General features: G+C 69.5%; 14 protein-coding genes. 10 read left to right on the top strand and 4 right to left on the bottom strand.

Going from position 1 to position 15911, the window contains the following annotated elements:
- Positions 1–42 precede the first annotated feature (42 nt).
- Together Q9G87_RS58145 and Q9G87_RS58140 are read right to left on the bottom strand one after the other, a co-directional pair.
- The gene (locus tag Q9G87_RS58145) at positions 43–1308 is read right to left on the bottom strand and encodes a hypothetical protein (protein ID WP_305925280.1); all 1266 of its coding nucleotides are present in this window, start codon (positions 1306–1308) and stop codon (positions 43–45) included.
- A 55-nt stretch (positions 1309–1363) separates the two neighbouring features.
- A complete protein-coding gene (locus Q9G87_RS58140) occupies positions 1364–4612 on the bottom strand; it encodes a hypothetical protein (RefSeq protein WP_305925279.1) in 3249 nt (1082 codons plus the stop codon).
- Positions 4613–5119: 507 nt separating this feature from the next.
- Between Q9G87_RS58140 and Q9G87_RS58135 the strand changes: the two genes are divergently transcribed.
- The 3 genes from Q9G87_RS58135 (at position 5120) to Q9G87_RS58125 (ending at position 6852) form a co-directional block, all read left to right on the top strand.
- Positions 5120–5464 (top strand): hypothetical protein, encoded by a 345-nt coding sequence (locus Q9G87_RS58135; RefSeq protein ID WP_305925278.1) that lies wholly within the window; start codon positions 5120–5122, stop codon positions 5462–5464.
- 246 nt (positions 5465–5710) lie between these two features.
- Entirely contained in the window at positions 5711–6565 is an 855-nt protein-coding gene (locus Q9G87_RS58130) for a hypothetical protein (RefSeq protein WP_305925277.1), read from the top strand.
- 11 nt (positions 6566–6576) lie between these two features.
- Positions 6577–6852, top strand: coding sequence for a hypothetical protein (locus Q9G87_RS58125; protein WP_305925276.1), 276 nt, complete (start codon positions 6577–6579; stop codon positions 6850–6852).
- 235 nt (positions 6853–7087) lie between these two features.
- Here the strand turns inward: Q9G87_RS58125 and Q9G87_RS58120 are convergent, their stop codons facing one another.
- Positions 7088–7405 (bottom strand): hypothetical protein, encoded by a 318-nt coding sequence (locus tag Q9G87_RS58120; RefSeq protein ID WP_305925275.1) that lies wholly within the window; start codon positions 7403–7405, stop codon positions 7088–7090.
- Positions 7406–7608: 203 nt separating this feature from the next.
- Positions 7609–8418: a hypothetical protein gene (locus tag Q9G87_RS58115; protein ID WP_305925274.1), complete on the bottom strand. Its 810-nt coding sequence runs from the start codon at positions 8416–8418 to the stop codon at positions 7609–7611.
- Between the two features lie 628 nt (positions 8419–9046).
- On the opposite strand from Q9G87_RS58115, the gene Q9G87_RS58110 reads away from it, so the two are divergent.
- The 7 genes from Q9G87_RS58110 to Q9G87_RS58080 form a co-directional block, all read left to right on the top strand.
- A complete protein-coding gene (locus tag Q9G87_RS58110) occupies positions 9047–10210 on the top strand; it encodes a chymotrypsin family serine protease (protein ID WP_305925273.1) in 1164 nt (387 codons plus the stop codon).
- A gap of 17 nt (positions 10211–10227) precedes the next feature.
- Complete coding sequence (locus Q9G87_RS58105) at positions 10228–10719, top strand: hypothetical protein (protein WP_305925272.1); 492 nt, start codon at positions 10228–10230, stop codon at positions 10717–10719.
- A 113-nt stretch (positions 10720–10832) separates the two neighbouring features.
- Positions 10833–11384 (top strand): hypothetical protein, encoded by a 552-nt coding sequence (locus Q9G87_RS58100; protein WP_305925271.1) that lies wholly within the window; start codon positions 10833–10835, stop codon positions 11382–11384.
- Positions 11357–12541, top strand: coding sequence for a sensor histidine kinase (locus tag Q9G87_RS58095; protein ID WP_305925270.1), 1185 nt, complete (start codon positions 11357–11359; stop codon positions 12539–12541). The genes Q9G87_RS58100 and Q9G87_RS58095 overlap by 28 nt, the downstream gene beginning before the upstream one ends.
- Positions 12538–13227, top strand: coding sequence for a response regulator (locus tag Q9G87_RS58090; protein ID WP_305925269.1), 690 nt, complete (start codon positions 12538–12540; stop codon positions 13225–13227). The genes Q9G87_RS58095 and Q9G87_RS58090 overlap by 4 nt, the downstream gene beginning before the upstream one ends.
- 320 nt (positions 13228–13547) lie before the next feature.
- The gene (locus Q9G87_RS58085; RefSeq protein ID WP_305925268.1) at positions 13548–13961 is read left to right on the top strand and encodes a hypothetical protein; all 414 of its coding nucleotides are present in this window, start codon (positions 13548–13550) and stop codon (positions 13959–13961) included.
- The coding region (locus Q9G87_RS58080; RefSeq protein ID WP_305925267.1) for a tetratricopeptide repeat protein at positions 13961–15911 on the top strand (1951 nt) is incomplete at its 3' end. The genes Q9G87_RS58085 and Q9G87_RS58080, both read left to right, overlap by 1 nt.

The following is a 15911-nucleotide window of genomic DNA, read 5'->3' as shown; positions in this document are numbered from 1 at the left end:
TGCAGGCGTTCAGAACGCATCGGCCAGCACGGATCGGCCCCATTATATTTTCCCGACGTCCTCGTCGGCAGCGACGATGAGGGCCACGCCGGCGGCGGCCACAGCCGCCGCCGGCGCGCTGGCGGCGAGCGCCAGGAGCGCCAGCGCTGCCCCCACCGGAATCCACCAAGGGGAGAAATCGTCCTCCTGCGTGCTGCGTTGTGCGGTGCTACGTTGCCGGGCGCGAGCCTCCTGCTCGGAATACTGCTCGCTGTAGTACGGCACGACAAACGGCGGTACTGCGAACAGGTCATAGTAGATGATCCCCGGAAGTTCGGCGTGGACCCACGCTGTCACGGTCGGCGTGACCGGGTACAGCCCGAACGGAATCCAGCTGGTCCCCGGCCGGTACGGGCGCATCCCGCCGCCTGGCACCACCGTGGCCACGGCGTTGATCGCGGCGATCGTCTGATTGACCCGGCACAGGTACAGGCCGTACAGCTCGTTGACACCCTCTACCACCTCACCCCGTGACTTGATCTCCCACACCTCGTTGGTGGTGAGGTCGGCGATGTCGGGGCGGAACTGGCCGGTTCGCGAACTTCCCATCGCCATCGCCCACGCCTTGACGTCGAGGTTGCCGTACTGCCGGGCGTTGGGTCGCAGCGTGCCGCCGGTTGCGGAGGTGCACGGGCCGGACAGGCGGGATTCGGACAGGACACAGTTCTGGGGGTGTGCCCACCGGTAGTGCGTCTGCAATTGCTCGTGGACGATCTGGCCGTACCAGGTGCTGGATGGCAAGCCGCTTGTCGGCGTGTTGCGAATGAGCCAAGCGGTGGCTAGCGCCGCGGGTGGAGGCGGGCAGCCCAAGCCGCCAGTGATGGCCGCCGGAGCTGGCGGGCCGAGAGGGCTGGCAGCAGCGGGGCGAGTCTGCGCGGCAGCCTCGGCGGGCACGTTGCGGTGCGCAGCCTCGGACAGCCGCGACGCCAGTCGGAACCGGGCCGCCATCCGCTCGATCGCTTCGGTGCCATTGAACGGCCGATCCGCCGAAGCCGCGGGCATGTCAACGTACTCACGGTTGATCCACGCCTGCACGTTACCCCGGCCGATCACCGCGTCGCGGATGTTGTATAGGTACGCCTCGAACGGCTCAAACGGCAGCAGCCTGGACCGGGCCATCGACCGCGCCGGGACCTCCTGGGCCAGGCGGATGGCGAGCATGGTGAGGAAGTCGCATTCGCGCATCTGCCGTAAGAGGAACACAGTCGGTGTGTCGTCGTCGACGAGGGTCAGCTCACCAGCGGCGAGTTTGCGCCCCTGCGTCGTCAACCACCGAGACCACCCGGGGGTTTCCTGCTCCGGTCGACGGCCCATAGGGTCCGGCCTATGCCGTTTCCGTACCGTCGGCCGGGTTCCATGCGGGTAGCTGCGGCATTGTCTGCGGCCGGACCAGCAGTAGCGACGTCGGCGCGACGACGTCCCATTCCCGGGCAGCGCCTGGCGGCCACGGCACCTCCGCACCCGGTGCGCCGAGCGCGGTCAACTGCTCGTCGATGAACGTGACATACCCGGGCTCGCCGGTCATGGGCATGTCGCCGCCGTCGTACGGCTCGCTGGTCTCCATGAAGTGCTTGACAAGGTGCTCGAAGCCGAGACGGACCGGCACCTGGACACGCGCGGCTCCGGCGTCGAGGAATGCTGCGAAGTCGGGGTCCGGATGCGCTTGCACGACGGTGCGGGTCCACTCGGTGCGCCGCCCCCAAAAGTATGGATACATGACCCACGACATGTGCTCCCATTCGAATGCCTGCTGCAGGAACCGCACCTCCGGCTCGACCGACCCAAGCGCGCCTAGGTCCGCGGTCGGATGCGCGATCCGCTCTCCCGCGTCTGCGAACCAGTGGTCGGCGATCAGGTCAAAGTCCACGGCCGCGTTGCGCATGATGTCGATCACTGAACGCTGTACTTCGGTTCGCACAATCTGCTGCAGTCGGAGTCGGGAACCCTCCGGCAGGGTGATCAGCTCTTCGGGTTGCGCGGCGGTGGCCTGGATGATCGCCTGTTCGTACTCGCGGCTCATCTGCTGGTATCGGTCGGCGACGCGGGCGTACGCTTCGAGCGCCCAGGCGCGCTGACCCTGGTCGGTCAGACGCAGTCGCACGGTTACGCTGGCGATCAGGCTGCGGTAGTTGTCGGCATTGAAAGCGATCAGTAGCGATGGGCCGGGCAGCAGTGGGATGAAGTCGAACTCGTGGGTGTGGGAGCCCGCGTTGCCCTGCAGCGGTGTGTCCCACAGGTGCACGCCGCCGCCGACAACCGCTCCGCCGTTGGGGGTGTAGTCCTCGTCGCCCTCGGTCTCGGCGGACACCGCCAGCCGGGCGCTTTCGACGCCGTATCCGTCGGGGATCTGCAGGTCTTTGCTGTTGGCGTAGTGGGCGCCGTCGCCGCCGCCGGTTGCTGTGAACACTGCGGACAGAAGCCGGAACTGCGGCGGCAGCTCCGGGAGGTCGAACACGCCGAATGACCGGATGACTTCCTCTCGATGGTCGGCGATGTTGTCGAGGGTGAGCGACGCGAACAGGTTCGCGTCCGGGCGTTCCACCGGCACGTGCAGGTCGGTGCGGGTGACGGCGAGGTGCCAGATCAGCGCGGCGGGCTCCGGTACGAGCAGGTCGTATAGTTCTCGTTCTCCGTATGAGAAGATCTTCGCGCGGCTGACCTGCACCAAGTACTGGTAGACGCCACTGACGTGATCGGGCGCGGTGCCGTCGAGCTGGAACCCGTGTTGGTTCCGTTCAGTCGTTTCCCGCTCGAACAACGAGCGCGTCTCGCGGCGGACCCGTTCGACCGTGCGGCGTACCGCCCGCTCGATCGTTTCGCGCGCGTACTGCTCAGCGGTGCGGGCCGCCACTTCGGTCGACTGGTCGAACGAGACCGACGCTTCGGCCACTATCTTCGTCGCCCCGCGGCTGGTGACCTGCACGCTGCCCTCCGCACGCAGGTCCTCCCGAACCACCTCGCTGACTTCACGGGCCAGCTCGGCGCGGTCGGTGGTCTGCAGGTCGCGGGACTCTTCGCTCTCCTGCTCCAAGGCGACGAACGTCTCTTGACGGTTGAGGATCCGGTCGGTGTGCTCCCGCGTCCGGCACTCCCCGATCAGGACGTTTTCAATGTAGGAGATCTCGGCGCGCCGGTACCCCGTGGTCGTCTGCCGTATTAGCAGTAGATCACTACGCCCGGCCGGTTCGAGATAGCTCGGAGACCGGCTGTTGGCTCTGAGCAGGTCCGGCCAGAACCACAGGTCTTCCCACGGTACGTTCAGGGCCTTCAGACGGGCGTGCAGGTCCTGCGGCAGTTGCTCGGCGAGGGCGGCGGCGAGCTGCGCACGCCGCCGCCGGACCCGCGCGTCCGCCTGGACCACGTCGATGAGCACGGGGTTACCCGCGATCAAGGTGCGCACCGTCCCGGCTTGTCTCCGAGGCTGCTGTCGATACAGCCGAGCAAGGAGCGCGCGCTGCTGCGCCTGAAGCCGGGTGATCGCGCGTGCTGCGGCGGCCGGGCCAGCTGCAGCGGCTGCAACGGCCGCCGCCACGACGGACTCCGCCACGGCATTCTCAGATACCTGCAGATCTGGAGCTGCCAGCAAGCCCTCACCCCAGCCATGCTCCACCGTGGGATCGGTGAGGGAAGCGCCGCTACGGCCAGCGGCGGCGAACCCCCCGACGGGCGTGGCACTCCCGGAGTCGGGGGCCGCCGTCCCAGAGGTTGTTGCGGATCGGCCGGTCCACGATCCGGCTACCGGCGGGTCGGGCCACCCAGGCGGCGTCACGGCCTGAGTGAGCCGGCGCAGCGACGTTACCGCCTCGCCCACCCGGTCGATGGCGGCCAGCAGGCGCTGCGTCGCCGCGATCGCGGCTCGCGCCGCGGCGGTTTCCAGATCGATCACAGGGATCACCAGGTCACGCGACTCACCAGTGCCATCTGCGTCGGTAGCACCGGGCGGCGGGCCCGGCGGCCGCTGCCGCTGTGGGCCGGCCAGAATCCGAGGCACGATTAGCGGTGCTTTCAGCCACGCGCGTACCTGCTCGACCTTGCCCAGACTGGCGGCCGGTCCGACGATGGTCCGGGCCAGCCGGTACACATCCGCCGCGTCGCCTAATCGCCGACGCCGCCCCACCGCTGCGTACTTCAGGATCAGGAACACATCGTTGAGATGTTCAATTGTGGCGTTCCGGCGCAGCGCGGTGAGGAGTCCCGTCGCCGTGATAGCGGGTTGACTGCCGCTGACCGTGAACGCCCGTAGCTGCTGTTGGTTGCCTGGCCATTTATCCGTCGGCAGGCCACGCAACCGGTGCACGGCGTCGAGCAGCATTGGCACGTGCGCGATGCCGTGCCAGCCGTCGTCGCTGCCGTCGAGATGGGCTGCGGCCGGCGAACTCCACAACAGACGGGCTGCCTCCCGCGGTGTGAGCCGGGGACGCTGGCTGGCATCGTCGAGGGCGAGTTGTGCTGCCACCGCGGCTGGCAGCGTCAGCTCGAGGTGCACAACGCCGTTGCCTCGCGCCCGGTCCGGTGGGCGGCGCGTGGTTAATGCGAGAATAGCGATGCCAGGCTGTGCTGCACTGTCGGCCATCGGGGGCCTCCCGTGCGTTCGGGGAGCCCCAGGCATGGACCCGTTGCGCCCACTGTAGCTGTGTGGATATGCCTGAGCGAGGGGCATGGGCTGAGCTGATGCTGACCAAAACCGGACAGCAGATCGGCACTTTCCCCAAGCCACAGGGTTGATGATCCGCCCGGCGGTGGGCTGACCACGGGGTGGTCAGGTCCCCTAGACCTAGTGATCATTTGCCGGGTAAATCGAGGTAAATCTACACACCAGTCACGAGGCGAACTTAGATGTTCAGGCCTCATCTCGTGGGCGTGTAAGCAGCGAAGATCGCTATTGACGCTAGGCCGAACAGGTCGCAGATCCTCGGGGGCAGCGCCAGTAGTTCAGTAAAGCAAGAAGGAGATCCGCGCACGCCAGGCGCGGACCGGCGAGGCGTACAACGCCGCGGCGCGGGCCCTGACCCGCGAACCGGCAGAGCTCACGCTGGACGACTGCCTCGCCAACTACATCGACAACATCACATCGAACCTCGTGGAGTCGGCCGTGGTGCCCGACAGCCACGAGTGGACGGGCGCCAACAGCGAGGACGGCCCCGGCACGTACTGGAGCTTCCGCGCGGACAACCCCTCGGTGGCGCAACACTGGACGCCGGATGGGGTGACGGTCATCTGGGACCCGCTACGCGCGGGCTGGATCGACCACAACCGGGTGCCGCTCCCCCTCGACGACATCGCCGACATCCGCGACGCGGTCCAGGCGATCAAGGAGTGCGTCACCGGCCGCAAGCCGACCACGACGAAGGAGGGACCGCGCTGGCCGCTCGCCGACGAACTGGAGGACCTCATCGTGGCCGACCTCCAGGCCGACGACTGCTGACGGTCCTGCTGACGACTCGGAACCCCCGGCCCCGGACCGGGGGGTTCCTCTCTTCCAAGCCCGTCCCTAAAACGTCGTTCGCGGGACGGTCGCCGACGGCCGTGCCGTGATCGCACGCGGCCCGACGGCCGGAGCTTCCAGCGCTCCGGGGGGTTCGGCGTGTCAGCCGCAACGGAAAGCTGATCGGCTGCGATGTTGTACTGCGGGTCACGCGGGCCTTCGTCTTGATCGTGCGGGAGTGCAGTAATGGTAGATCTCGGGTTCGTCGGCCCCAGCCGTCCGGCCAACGACTACCGCTTTCTCAAGGTGACCGACGGCGACACCCCGACGATCGAGATGTCGATCCGGATGGTGTCCATCGACACCCCGGAAAGCCAGGTCGGCGGCAACCCGCCCACCGCCCAGGCCACGCTCGACCGGGCCAAGGAACGCCTGCAGGACGGCACCTACGACGCCCTACCGGAGGACCTGCGCGAGTACCTCATCGCGCGCATCACCCCCGACGCCGCCCAACGGCACCTGAGCGCCGGCAAGCTGGCCGCCGAAGCGCACACAAGCATGGTGACCACCCGGCTGACGCGGCCGAACGGCTCCCAGCGCCGGATGGCGGTCATCGCCACCGGCGAACTGGTGGAGAAGAACGGCAGGCTCCTGGCCTACACCGCGCCGTGGTTCGCCGGCACCGCTTCCGACCCGCTGCCGCCGCGCGACCACCCCGACCGGCGCACCTTCAACCTCGACATGGTCGCGCTCGGCTGGGCCGCCACCTTCATCATTTACCCGTCCATCCCCCGCCCCGCCGACCTGAACCTGATGATTCAGGAGGCGGAGACGGCTTGGCAGGAGCAGCGCGGCGCGTGGGCGCAGTTCGGCTCCGACCTGCTGCTCGGCTACGAGTACCGGGCCTGCATCAAACTTGGCGCCCGCGACCTGGACAATCCTGCCGACGCGATCGCGGAGGCCTACCAGCGGGTGTGCGTGGACCTGCGCACCCTGACCGAGGTCGGCCTGTTCGGCTATCACCAGGTGCCGCCATCCCAGCGGCTGTGGATCTGGGCCACCGATCTGGAACAGGCCCGCAAGGACCTGTCCCTCACCTGATCCGCGTCGGAGTGCGGACGATCCCCAGCTCAGCCCGGTGCGCCCTGCCCAAGGGCCCTGAGCGCACCGCGCTCCGCCACGCCCTGGACGACCTCACCGCCCGCCACCTGCCGCCTGCCGACGCCGAGCGCCAGCGCATCGCAGGCGCCCAGCTCGACAGCGAGATCGAAGCCGAGCGGGCCCCCAACGTGACCGCCTGGTGCCGCCGGGCCGTCGCCGAGTACCTCGCGCCCGCCCCCGACCCGGTCGCGGCCGGCATCGACGGGTTCCGTCCTCAGGACACCTGACGGACTGGTCCTTACGCGTGACCAAGCGGCTCTCTACACGACCGAACCGGGCGGATAGCTCAACCGTGACGTCTACACGCACGTAGCGCCGAGGGTGGAGGTGGCAGCCGCGGCCGCACTCGAGGCTTCCATCGCCGGCATCCACTGCTGGCCGCCGACCTCGAGTGAGGCCTTCCCCGCGCTGAGCTGGAGTGGCCCCCGCCCCATGCAGCTCCGCATGGTCAGCGGTTCTCGGCTACGCCCACCGCCGCCGACGCCGCGGCGGGCGTCCAGGAAGCGTGGGCAGCGGCATCGGCACGTCCCAGTCGATAACTCGCAGGCCAGCGGCTTTGATTTCCTGCTCGCTGACGCCAAGGAGCTGAATCGGGGTCTTGCCGCCTTCGCGCGCAAGCCACACCACCCGCCACCACTTCTCGGAATCCGAGATCGCGTTCCAGTCATCGGTGACGACGCCGGCGGCCGCGGCCTGTTCGTCGCTGACCCAGGGGAAGAGGCCCGCCGGATGCTTCCCTGCGCTGATCACGATCAAGCCCCACGTGGTGCGATAGTCCATGGTCTCCCCGCAGGCCGACAGCAGCCTGTACGTACGCCAGTGGAGACGGGGAAATAGAACCCAGCGCCACGCCTTCAACGTCATCTCCTCAGATTCCCAGCCGCCCGGCGCGCGTGCGAGTCAGTTGTTCATCACGTGCGCCAGCGAGGCCGTTGATCGACCGGAGTAGGAGATCAGCCTTCCACCGATCCACGTGCACCCGCTCACAGCAGTTTCCGCGCCGTCAACCAGGCGTTCCATGCCTCCACGATGTCGTCGGCCAGCTCGACGACGTCGTACTTCTGACCCCCGGAGGTCACATACCACTGGTGTTCCGCGATGACGGGGGAACCCAGGAAGATCGAGACGCTCTGGTTGCTGATCCTGGTGCTGTCATCGCCGGTCTTGCTGGTCCCGGCCCGCAGCTTGCGGTGCTTGACGCCATTGCAGAGGTCGGCGGCCAAGCGAAGAACCGCAATACTCCGCTGCGGGTTGGTGAAGAGCGCCTCAACGTCGCCGTTGGGCGGTATACGCGGATCGTCGTCGTTCTTCAGCCAGTCCTTGAGGTGGTAGGCGTCCTGGAAGAAGTGGAACAGACGGTCACGAGCTTCGTCAGACCCTCCGCTCATCGCTCCCGAGGCGGCCTCCGCGAGGCGGACGTGGCTGCGCAGCATCCGCTGATGCTGATCCCGCCAGCCCTCGCCGAGCGGCCCGAGGCGGGGCTCCCGACCTTCGACGATCTCCCCGGTGCCGCCGAGCAGCACGTACGCGGACCTCACCTCCGATTCGGCGGGATCCGCGCCAACCGGAACGACGCGCAGGTTCGCGCCGGCAAGAGTTCGCGCCGCAACGTCCGCCGCTTCCCAACTCGGCTCGGCGGGCGTCAGGTACAGACGGACCCTGCCCTGCTGGACGAACAGGCACGCACCACCGGGCTGGGGATCTGTGGCGGGCTCATCATCGTTTTCCCGGACGGTGAACCCGACGTGCGCGAGTGCCTTTTCGGCCTTGTCCCGTATCTGCTGCACGTCCACGCTGACGCTCCCGCGGGTCGAAGGGGTGAGGTACAGGAGACGCGCGATGCCTACGCCGGGTTCACCCCACCCGCCTTCCTCTATCGCAGATAGTGAGCCATTATCTGCGACGCCGAGGGGTGCCGTCCTGCGTGAACACCCCGCCGCGGCGTTGGTAGCGCCCCTTACTTATCTGCGATAGGCCTTCGTGCGATGGCGCCCGTCCACCGGTTCCCCCACGCTCTGGCGCGGCCTGGTCGGTAAGAGGAGGGAGGGGTGAGCGTCGGCGCTCACTTCTTCGGTGAGCGCCGACGCTTACCCGTTCCAGGAGGCTGACGGCGAGGTGATGCGGCGGGCTTCTGGTCCTGGTCCCGGTCGGCGGCCGTGTACCTGGCCGGTGAGCGTCGACGCTCACGTGTTTCGGCTGTACCTGGCATGGATGGTTCATGTCGCCGGCGACGTCTGCCATCGAAGGGGCGTACCCGTGTGGCCTGCCCACCTGACCCCGCTCCTGCCACCGGGCGCGTAGAGCGGTGGTGGACGTCCGTATCTGAGCGTAGGCAGAATGTCGGGTGAGCGGCTGACGATCCGGGGGCGGGATTCGCGGAGCATCGAGAGGTCAGGATCGCTCCGGAGTCTGGAGAAGGTCATGGAACCTAGGCCGCCCTCCGGTTTCGCGCTGCCCTCAGCAGAGATGGGGGAAGAGGCTGCCCTCCCCTATGAGCCGCCGGCGAGCGGACCGTTCGGCGCAGCCGCCTTCTCGGCCGCCGCGCCGATGCTGGGCGGGCTGCCCGTGCCGCTGCTGGACGCGCGCAACGAGCTCGAACAGCTCCTCGTGGAGCGTTCCTCCAGCGATGCGCCGTGGCCGGTCGCGCCGCTCGACGCACTGCAGGACAACGCACAGCGGGACGACGTGCATCGGGACAATGTGCAGGCGGTCGGGATCGGTCTGGGCGAGCCCGGTCAGCGCGTGCCGGGCGAGCCCGTGCTCACCGTGTTCGTCGCCGAACCCGTCGGCGCCAAGATGTTGCGCGAGGCACTCGCAGACGGTGCGGGCATGCGATCGGTGCGGGACGTTCCCCTGTCGGTGCGGCACAACGGCTTCTTCGATCGCCAGCCGCACCGCTTCAGGGAACGTTCGGCCCCATATGGCCTGTCCACGGGCCACGTAGAGGTCACTGTGGGCACGATCGGCTGCCTGGCCATCGGCAACGCCCCACCACGCAACGGTCGGCTCCTGCTCCTGAGCAACAACCACGTGCTCGCCGCCGCGAACGCAGCCAAGTTCGGCGACCCGATCATCCAGCCGGGCAGGTCTGACGGCGGCATGCACCCGGCCGACGAGATCGCGTTGCTGGAACGCTACGTGCCGCTCCTGTTCGGTGGCGGTGTCAACCATGTGGACTGCGCCACGGCGTGGTGCCATCCCGGGCTCGTCCGCGCGGAGGCGGCCCAGATCGTGGGCGGTGCGGCGGCCTACTTCCCCCTGGGCGGGCAGGTGGTCGCGCCTCAGCTCGGGATGGTCGTCGGCAAGAGCGGGCGTACCACGCAGATCACGCAGGGGCGGGTCACCGCCGTCGGCGTCTCCGCGACCGTCGGCTACGACGGGCGTGCCGCGTTCTTCGCGGGCCAGTTCACCGTCGAGGGCACGGACACGTTGTTCAGCCGCGGCGGCGACTCCGGGTCGTGCGTGTGGACCTGGGACTCGGCGCGCAACCCGGCCGGGCTGCTCTTCGCCGGAGGACGGCGGCACTCGATCTGCAGCCCGATGTCCACGGTGCTGTCCGCACTGGACATCACCATTTTCACCTGATCCATGGAAGGAAAATCATGTCAGAGCAAGCCTTCGAGATCTCCGACAAGCCCGAACCGGCCAACTACGCCGCCCCCGTCACACTGGCGGACCAGCTCCGCTACGACGACCGGGTCGAGGCGCAGTTAGAGGGGATGGGCACGTTCGTCGACAACGGCTGGGACCGGTGGCACTGGCTGATCACGCCGGGCGCGAAGGGCCCGGGTGTCCTCACCCTGCAGCTCACCATGGCCCAGCACCTGACGTGGTGGAAGCGGATCGAGGTGTCCACCAGCCTCTTCGGCTCCTGGTTCAACATCCGCACGCTCAGCGTGGCCAACGACACCAAGACCGCCACGGTGGACCTGACGCCGATAGACGCCCAGTCAGGCACACTCAAGCTGGACTTCTGGAAGGCCGGCCCCCTCGGCTTCGCCAGCTACGTGACCACGCTGATCATCGACGTGCCCACACACCTGGGGAAGAACGTACAGTTCCTGTGCAGCAGGGACCACTTCAGTCAGCCGTGACGAAACGACGGCGCGCCACCCCACGCGGTGGCGCGCCGTTCGTCCCCGGGGGTCATTCACAAAACGGCGGCACCGGTTTAACTTCAGGAGGTCTGCCGCCCAGGGGGCCCGCTATGCCGGAGAACGCCATCGTCGTTATTCGCCGCTTCACCCGTGAGCGATACGACCCGGACGACGACCTCACCACCGGCGTGCTGCTCTCGCCCGATACGGTGCTCGTCCCCCAGCCCCCCGAAGAACTGCTCGGCGAACATCCCCGTTTCGAGGTGGTGATCGCTTCGTGGCCGCTGCGCCCCGGCGCGGCCGTCGAGCGCCACCGCCCGGCCGGTCTGGACCTGCTGAGGGAGGCGGGGCCCGCGACGGTCCTGCTGTCCGCGCCCTCGCGCTTCACCACGTGGGGACCGGTGGATGGGTGCCGGCTGAGGACCGCGTTCGAACAGCACGCTGACGTGTGGGACGCGGTGATACAGGCCGAGCTCACACCGCCGGACACTCCGCGCGTGCCACCCCCCGGCTTCTCCCAGCGGCTGGCGCACGCCGAGACCGCGGCCTTCGCGGTACGGCCGCGGCTGCACGACCTCAGAGATCCGGGCCAGATCGGCAACTGGGTGTGCTACATTACCCCCTTGTGCGAGCCATGCCGCCCGCACCTCGGGCCGAGATGATCCGGCCGCCGCCAGCCGACGTGCTCACCGCCGTCGCGCTGGCCGCGCTGGACCTGGTGGTCTTCTCACAACTGCTCGCCCCGTGGGGGCCGAACTTCCTCCCCGTCGCCTACGCGGCGCCCGCGTACGCCGCGCTGGCCTGGCGGCGGCGGTGGCCCGTCCCCGTGTTCGCGATCATGTGGGTGCACGGCATGGTGCCGCTGCTCACCCAGCTCCCGCCCGGCTACCGGCCCACGCTCGGCCTGCTACTGGCCCTCCTCACGGTCGCCGCCCACCGCCCGGCCCGCGACGCGGCCATGGCCCTGGCGGCCACATTGCTGCCCATGGGCTTCGCGGTGGCCGAGGAGGTGCGCACCGCGCCCGCCGGGCTGGCCGAGCAGGCGCTGATCGTGGCGGGGGTGATCCTGCCGCTGGCCAACGTGAGCACGTGGGGAGTCGGCCGCTGGGTGAGCGCCAGCCGCGCCAAGGTGGCCGAACTCGACCGGCGGCGCGCGGTCGATGCCGAGGCGGCGGCCGCGGCGGAACGGGTGCGACTGGCCCGCGAGCTGCACGACATCGTCGCGCACGCGGTCACGCTGATGATCCTGCAGGCGGCCGGAGGGCGGCGCGTACTCCACAACGCCCCGACCAGGGCTGAGGAAGCGCTGCGACAGATCGAGGAGCTCGGCGGACAGGCCGTGGCTGAGCTGCGGCGGCTGCTGGCCGTCCTCCGCCCGGGTGACGACGGGGAGCACGGCCAGGCTAGGCCGGGCCTGGACGCGCTCGACCAGCTCCTGACCGGAGTCCGGGCGACGGGGGCAGAGGTAGGCTTCGTCGTCGAAGGCGAGCAGGCGCCGCTCGATCCGAGCGTGAGCACGACCGCCTATCGCATCGTCCAGGAGGGCCTCACCAACACCGCCAGGCACGCCCCCGGCACGGCGGTCACCGTGCGGCTGCGGTGGGGGCGCGAACTGTCCGTGGAGATCACCAACGGTCCCGCCCTCCACCCGCCTGCGGGTGGCGGCGGGTTGTCGACGGGGCACGGCCTCGTGGGGCTTGCCGAGCGCGTCGCGGTCGCGGGCGGCCGCTTCGAGACCAGCCCGACGGACGACGGCGGGTTCAGGCTGTCGGCGGCGCTGCCCACCGCGGACCGCCAAGCACAGGTGGAGACGCCGTGATCCGGGTGCTGCTCGCCGATGATCAGCGGCTGGTGCGGTCGGGGCTGGCGATGCTGCTCGCCGCCGAACCAGACATTGAGATCGTGGGAGAGGCCGGAGGCGGCGAGGAGGCGGTCGAGGAGACCCGCCGCCTGCGCCCCCACGTCGTCGTTATGGACGTCCGCATGCCGGATGTCGACGGTGTCGCCGCGACCGGGCGGATCACCGCGGACGGGTTCTGCGACGACGTGGTTGTCAGCGTCCTCATCCTCACCACGTACCACGTAGACGAGGCCGTGTACGCATCGCTGCGGGCCGGCGCGTCCGGGTTTCTGCTCAAGGACGCTGCGCCGAAGGAGCTCGCGGCGGCGATCCGGGCCCTGGCCGACGGGCAGGCGTGGCTGGACCCGGCGGTCGCCCGGCGGCTGATCGACGAGTTCGCCGCCCGCCCACCGCGGCGGCTGCCCGCCCCGGCCGAGATGCGGCGGCTCACCGCCCGCGAACGCGAGGTCTTGGCACTGGTGGCGCTCGGCCTCAGCAACTCCGAGGCCGCCGAACTGCTGACGGTGAGCGAGGCCACGATCAGGACCCACTTCGGGCGGGTGCTGATGAAGCTGAACCTGCGGGACCGGGCCCAGGCGGTGGCGGCGGCGTACCAGACCGGGCTGGTAGTCCCCGGAGTGTCCGGATCGGCCCCGGAGTCCTAGCCCAGACACCGGCCGCAAACTAGTGGCCAGGACTTCATGACCGTGGTCGTCGCACCGACCGCGCCCCCCGGTGGCCGTGCAGGCGGGGGCGTGGGGATGATGGATTCTTCCTGGCCGTGTGGAGTTTCATGCTGGCCGCCAGGGCGCGCGGCCTGGGCTCGGTGTGGACCGGACTACCGCGCAGGGACCGCTCGACGCGCGGGGTGTCCGGAAGTTCGGAAACTGACTTGCGGTGCTTATCTGAGGTTCTGGCCGGGCTGGTCGCGAGCTGTTGCCGGTTCTACCGTGGGGGTCATACGTCGGCCGTGAGGGGGATCAACGTGGATCCGATCGTTTTGGCTGCGGGCACAGCTCTGGTTACGGCCATGGCCACCGATGCCTGGCAGTCGGCCCGTGATGGCGCGGTCGCACTCTGGCGTAAGGTCCGCCCTGAGCAGGCCGAAGCTGTCGAGGCGGAGCTGGTCGAGGTCCGCGACCAGGTGCTCGAGGCCCGCAGGGACAGTGATGCCGACACCGAGCAGGCCCTGGCCGGGGCCTGGCGGGTGCGGCTGCAGCAGTTGCTGCGCGCCGACCCATCCCTGGCGGGAGAGATCAAACGGGTTCTGGACGAAGTGCTCACCCCCGCACTGGAGCCGGCGGATCAGGCGCGGATCGGTTCGCTGGTGATGAAGGCGGAAGCCAGCGGGCACGGCCGTGTCTATCAGGCCGGCCGCGACCAGACCATCAACGAGTGATGGACGATTCGCCCACTGGACCGGGCGAGGCCGGGCAGGAGCGGCCGCAGGTCCAGATGGACGCTACTGCTTCCGGCCAGGGCCGGGTGTATCAGGCGGGGCGTGATCAGAGCATCCACCAGACGGTGTTGCCGGTGCAGGCGCTGCGGCCGGTCACCGAGGTGGCCGCGCCGCCCCGGCTGGTGAACCTGCCCCGGCACACCGGCGTGTTCGTCGGGCGTGGCGATGAACTCGCGGGTCTGGAGGCGGCGCTGCGCGGCGGGGACGTGGTGGTAGCTGCGGTGCATGGGCTGGGCGGGGTCGGCAAGTCCACGCTGGCCGCCCGCTACGCGCGGGCGCACGCCGCTGGGCGCACGGCCGGAGGTGATGGCGCGGGGCTCAATCCAGTGTGGTGGATCACCGCCGATTCCGCAGCGGCGGTGGAAGCGGGCCTGGCCAGTCTGGCGGTCGCCTTGCAGCCGGAGCTGGCCACGGCGTTGCCGTTGGAAGCTCTGGCGCAGCGGGCCGGCAGCTGGCTGGCCGCTCACGATGGGTGGCTGCTGGTGCTCGACGACGTCGTCGATCCGGCTGATGTGGCGCCGCTGCTGGAGCGGGCCCTGGCCGGGCAGGTGCTGATGACCAGCCGGCTGGGCGAGGGCTGGCACCGGCTGGGCGCCAGGGTGCTGCGCTTGAACGTGCTCGGCGAGCGGGAGGCGATCGAGCTGCTGACCCGGATCGCCACCCACGACCTTGCCCACCCCAGCCCCAGCCGCAGCCCCGGCACCGGCAAGTCCGAGGGCTTGGACGGGGCGGTCGAGCTGATGCGCGAACTGGGATACCTGCCGCTGGCGATCGAGCAGGCCGCCGCCTACCTGCACCAAAACCAGCTGAGCCCGCGCGCCTACCTGGACCTGCTGGCCGAGCACCCGGCCGTCATGTACGACCGGGCCGCCTGCGGCTCCGACGCCGAACGCACCATCGCCCGCATCTGGCGCATCACCCTGGACCAGCTGGCCGATACCCCGCTGGCTGGAAAGCTGCTGCGGATCCTGGCCTGGTACGGCGCCGAGCCCATCCCCCGCGCCCTCCTGAACAGCCTGGACGTCTCCGCGCCGGATCTGCAGCAGGCGCTGGGCAGCCTGGCCGCCTACAACATGATCACCCTGGACGGGCCAGGCATCATCGTGCACCGGCTGGTCCAAGCCGTCGCCCGCACCCCCGACCCTGGCGACCCACACCGCCACAGCGCCGACATCGACACCGCCCGCGACCAGGCCACCACCCTGCTCGACGACGCCCTGCCCGCCCGGCCCGAGTACCCGGATGGCTGGCCGATCTGGCGGATGTTGCTGCCCCACATCACCGCCCTGGCCGACCACGCGCCCCCCAGCACCGACACTACGACTATCTCCCATCTGCTCAACTCGACCGGGCTCTTCCTCGGCGACCAGGGTGCCGTCATGCGCGTGATCGACTATCTCCAGCGCGCGAGCACCGCAGATCAGGCACTGCTGGGCGCCGACCACCCCTCCACCTTGACCTCCCGCAGCAACCTGGCCTCCGCCTACCAGGCGGCGGGAGGTCTGGGCCGGGCCATCCCGCTGCACGAGGCCACGTTGGCCGACTGTGAGCGGGTGCTGGGCGGCGACCACCCCTCCACCCTGTCCTCCCGCGGCAACCTCGCCCGCGCCTACGAGGCGGCGGGGGATCTGGGCCGGGCCATCCCGATGCACGAGGCCACGCTGGCCGAGCGGGAGCGGGTGCTGGGCGCCGACCACCCTCACACCCTGATCTCCCGCAACAACCTCGCCCGCGCCTACGAGGCGGCGGGGGATCTGGACCGCGCCATCCCGATGCACGAGGCCACGCTGGCCGAGCGGGAGCGGGTGCTGGGCGCCGACCACCCTCACACCCTGATCTCCCGCAACAACCTCGCCCGCGCCTACGAGGCGGCGGGGGATCTGGACCGCG

It is taken from the genome of Nonomuraea turcica, from assembly GCF_030718205.1.
Classification (GTDB): Bacteria; Actinomycetota; Actinomycetes; order Streptosporangiales; family Streptosporangiaceae; genus Nonomuraea.
This window is presented reverse-complemented; position numbering and strand designations above follow the sequence as displayed.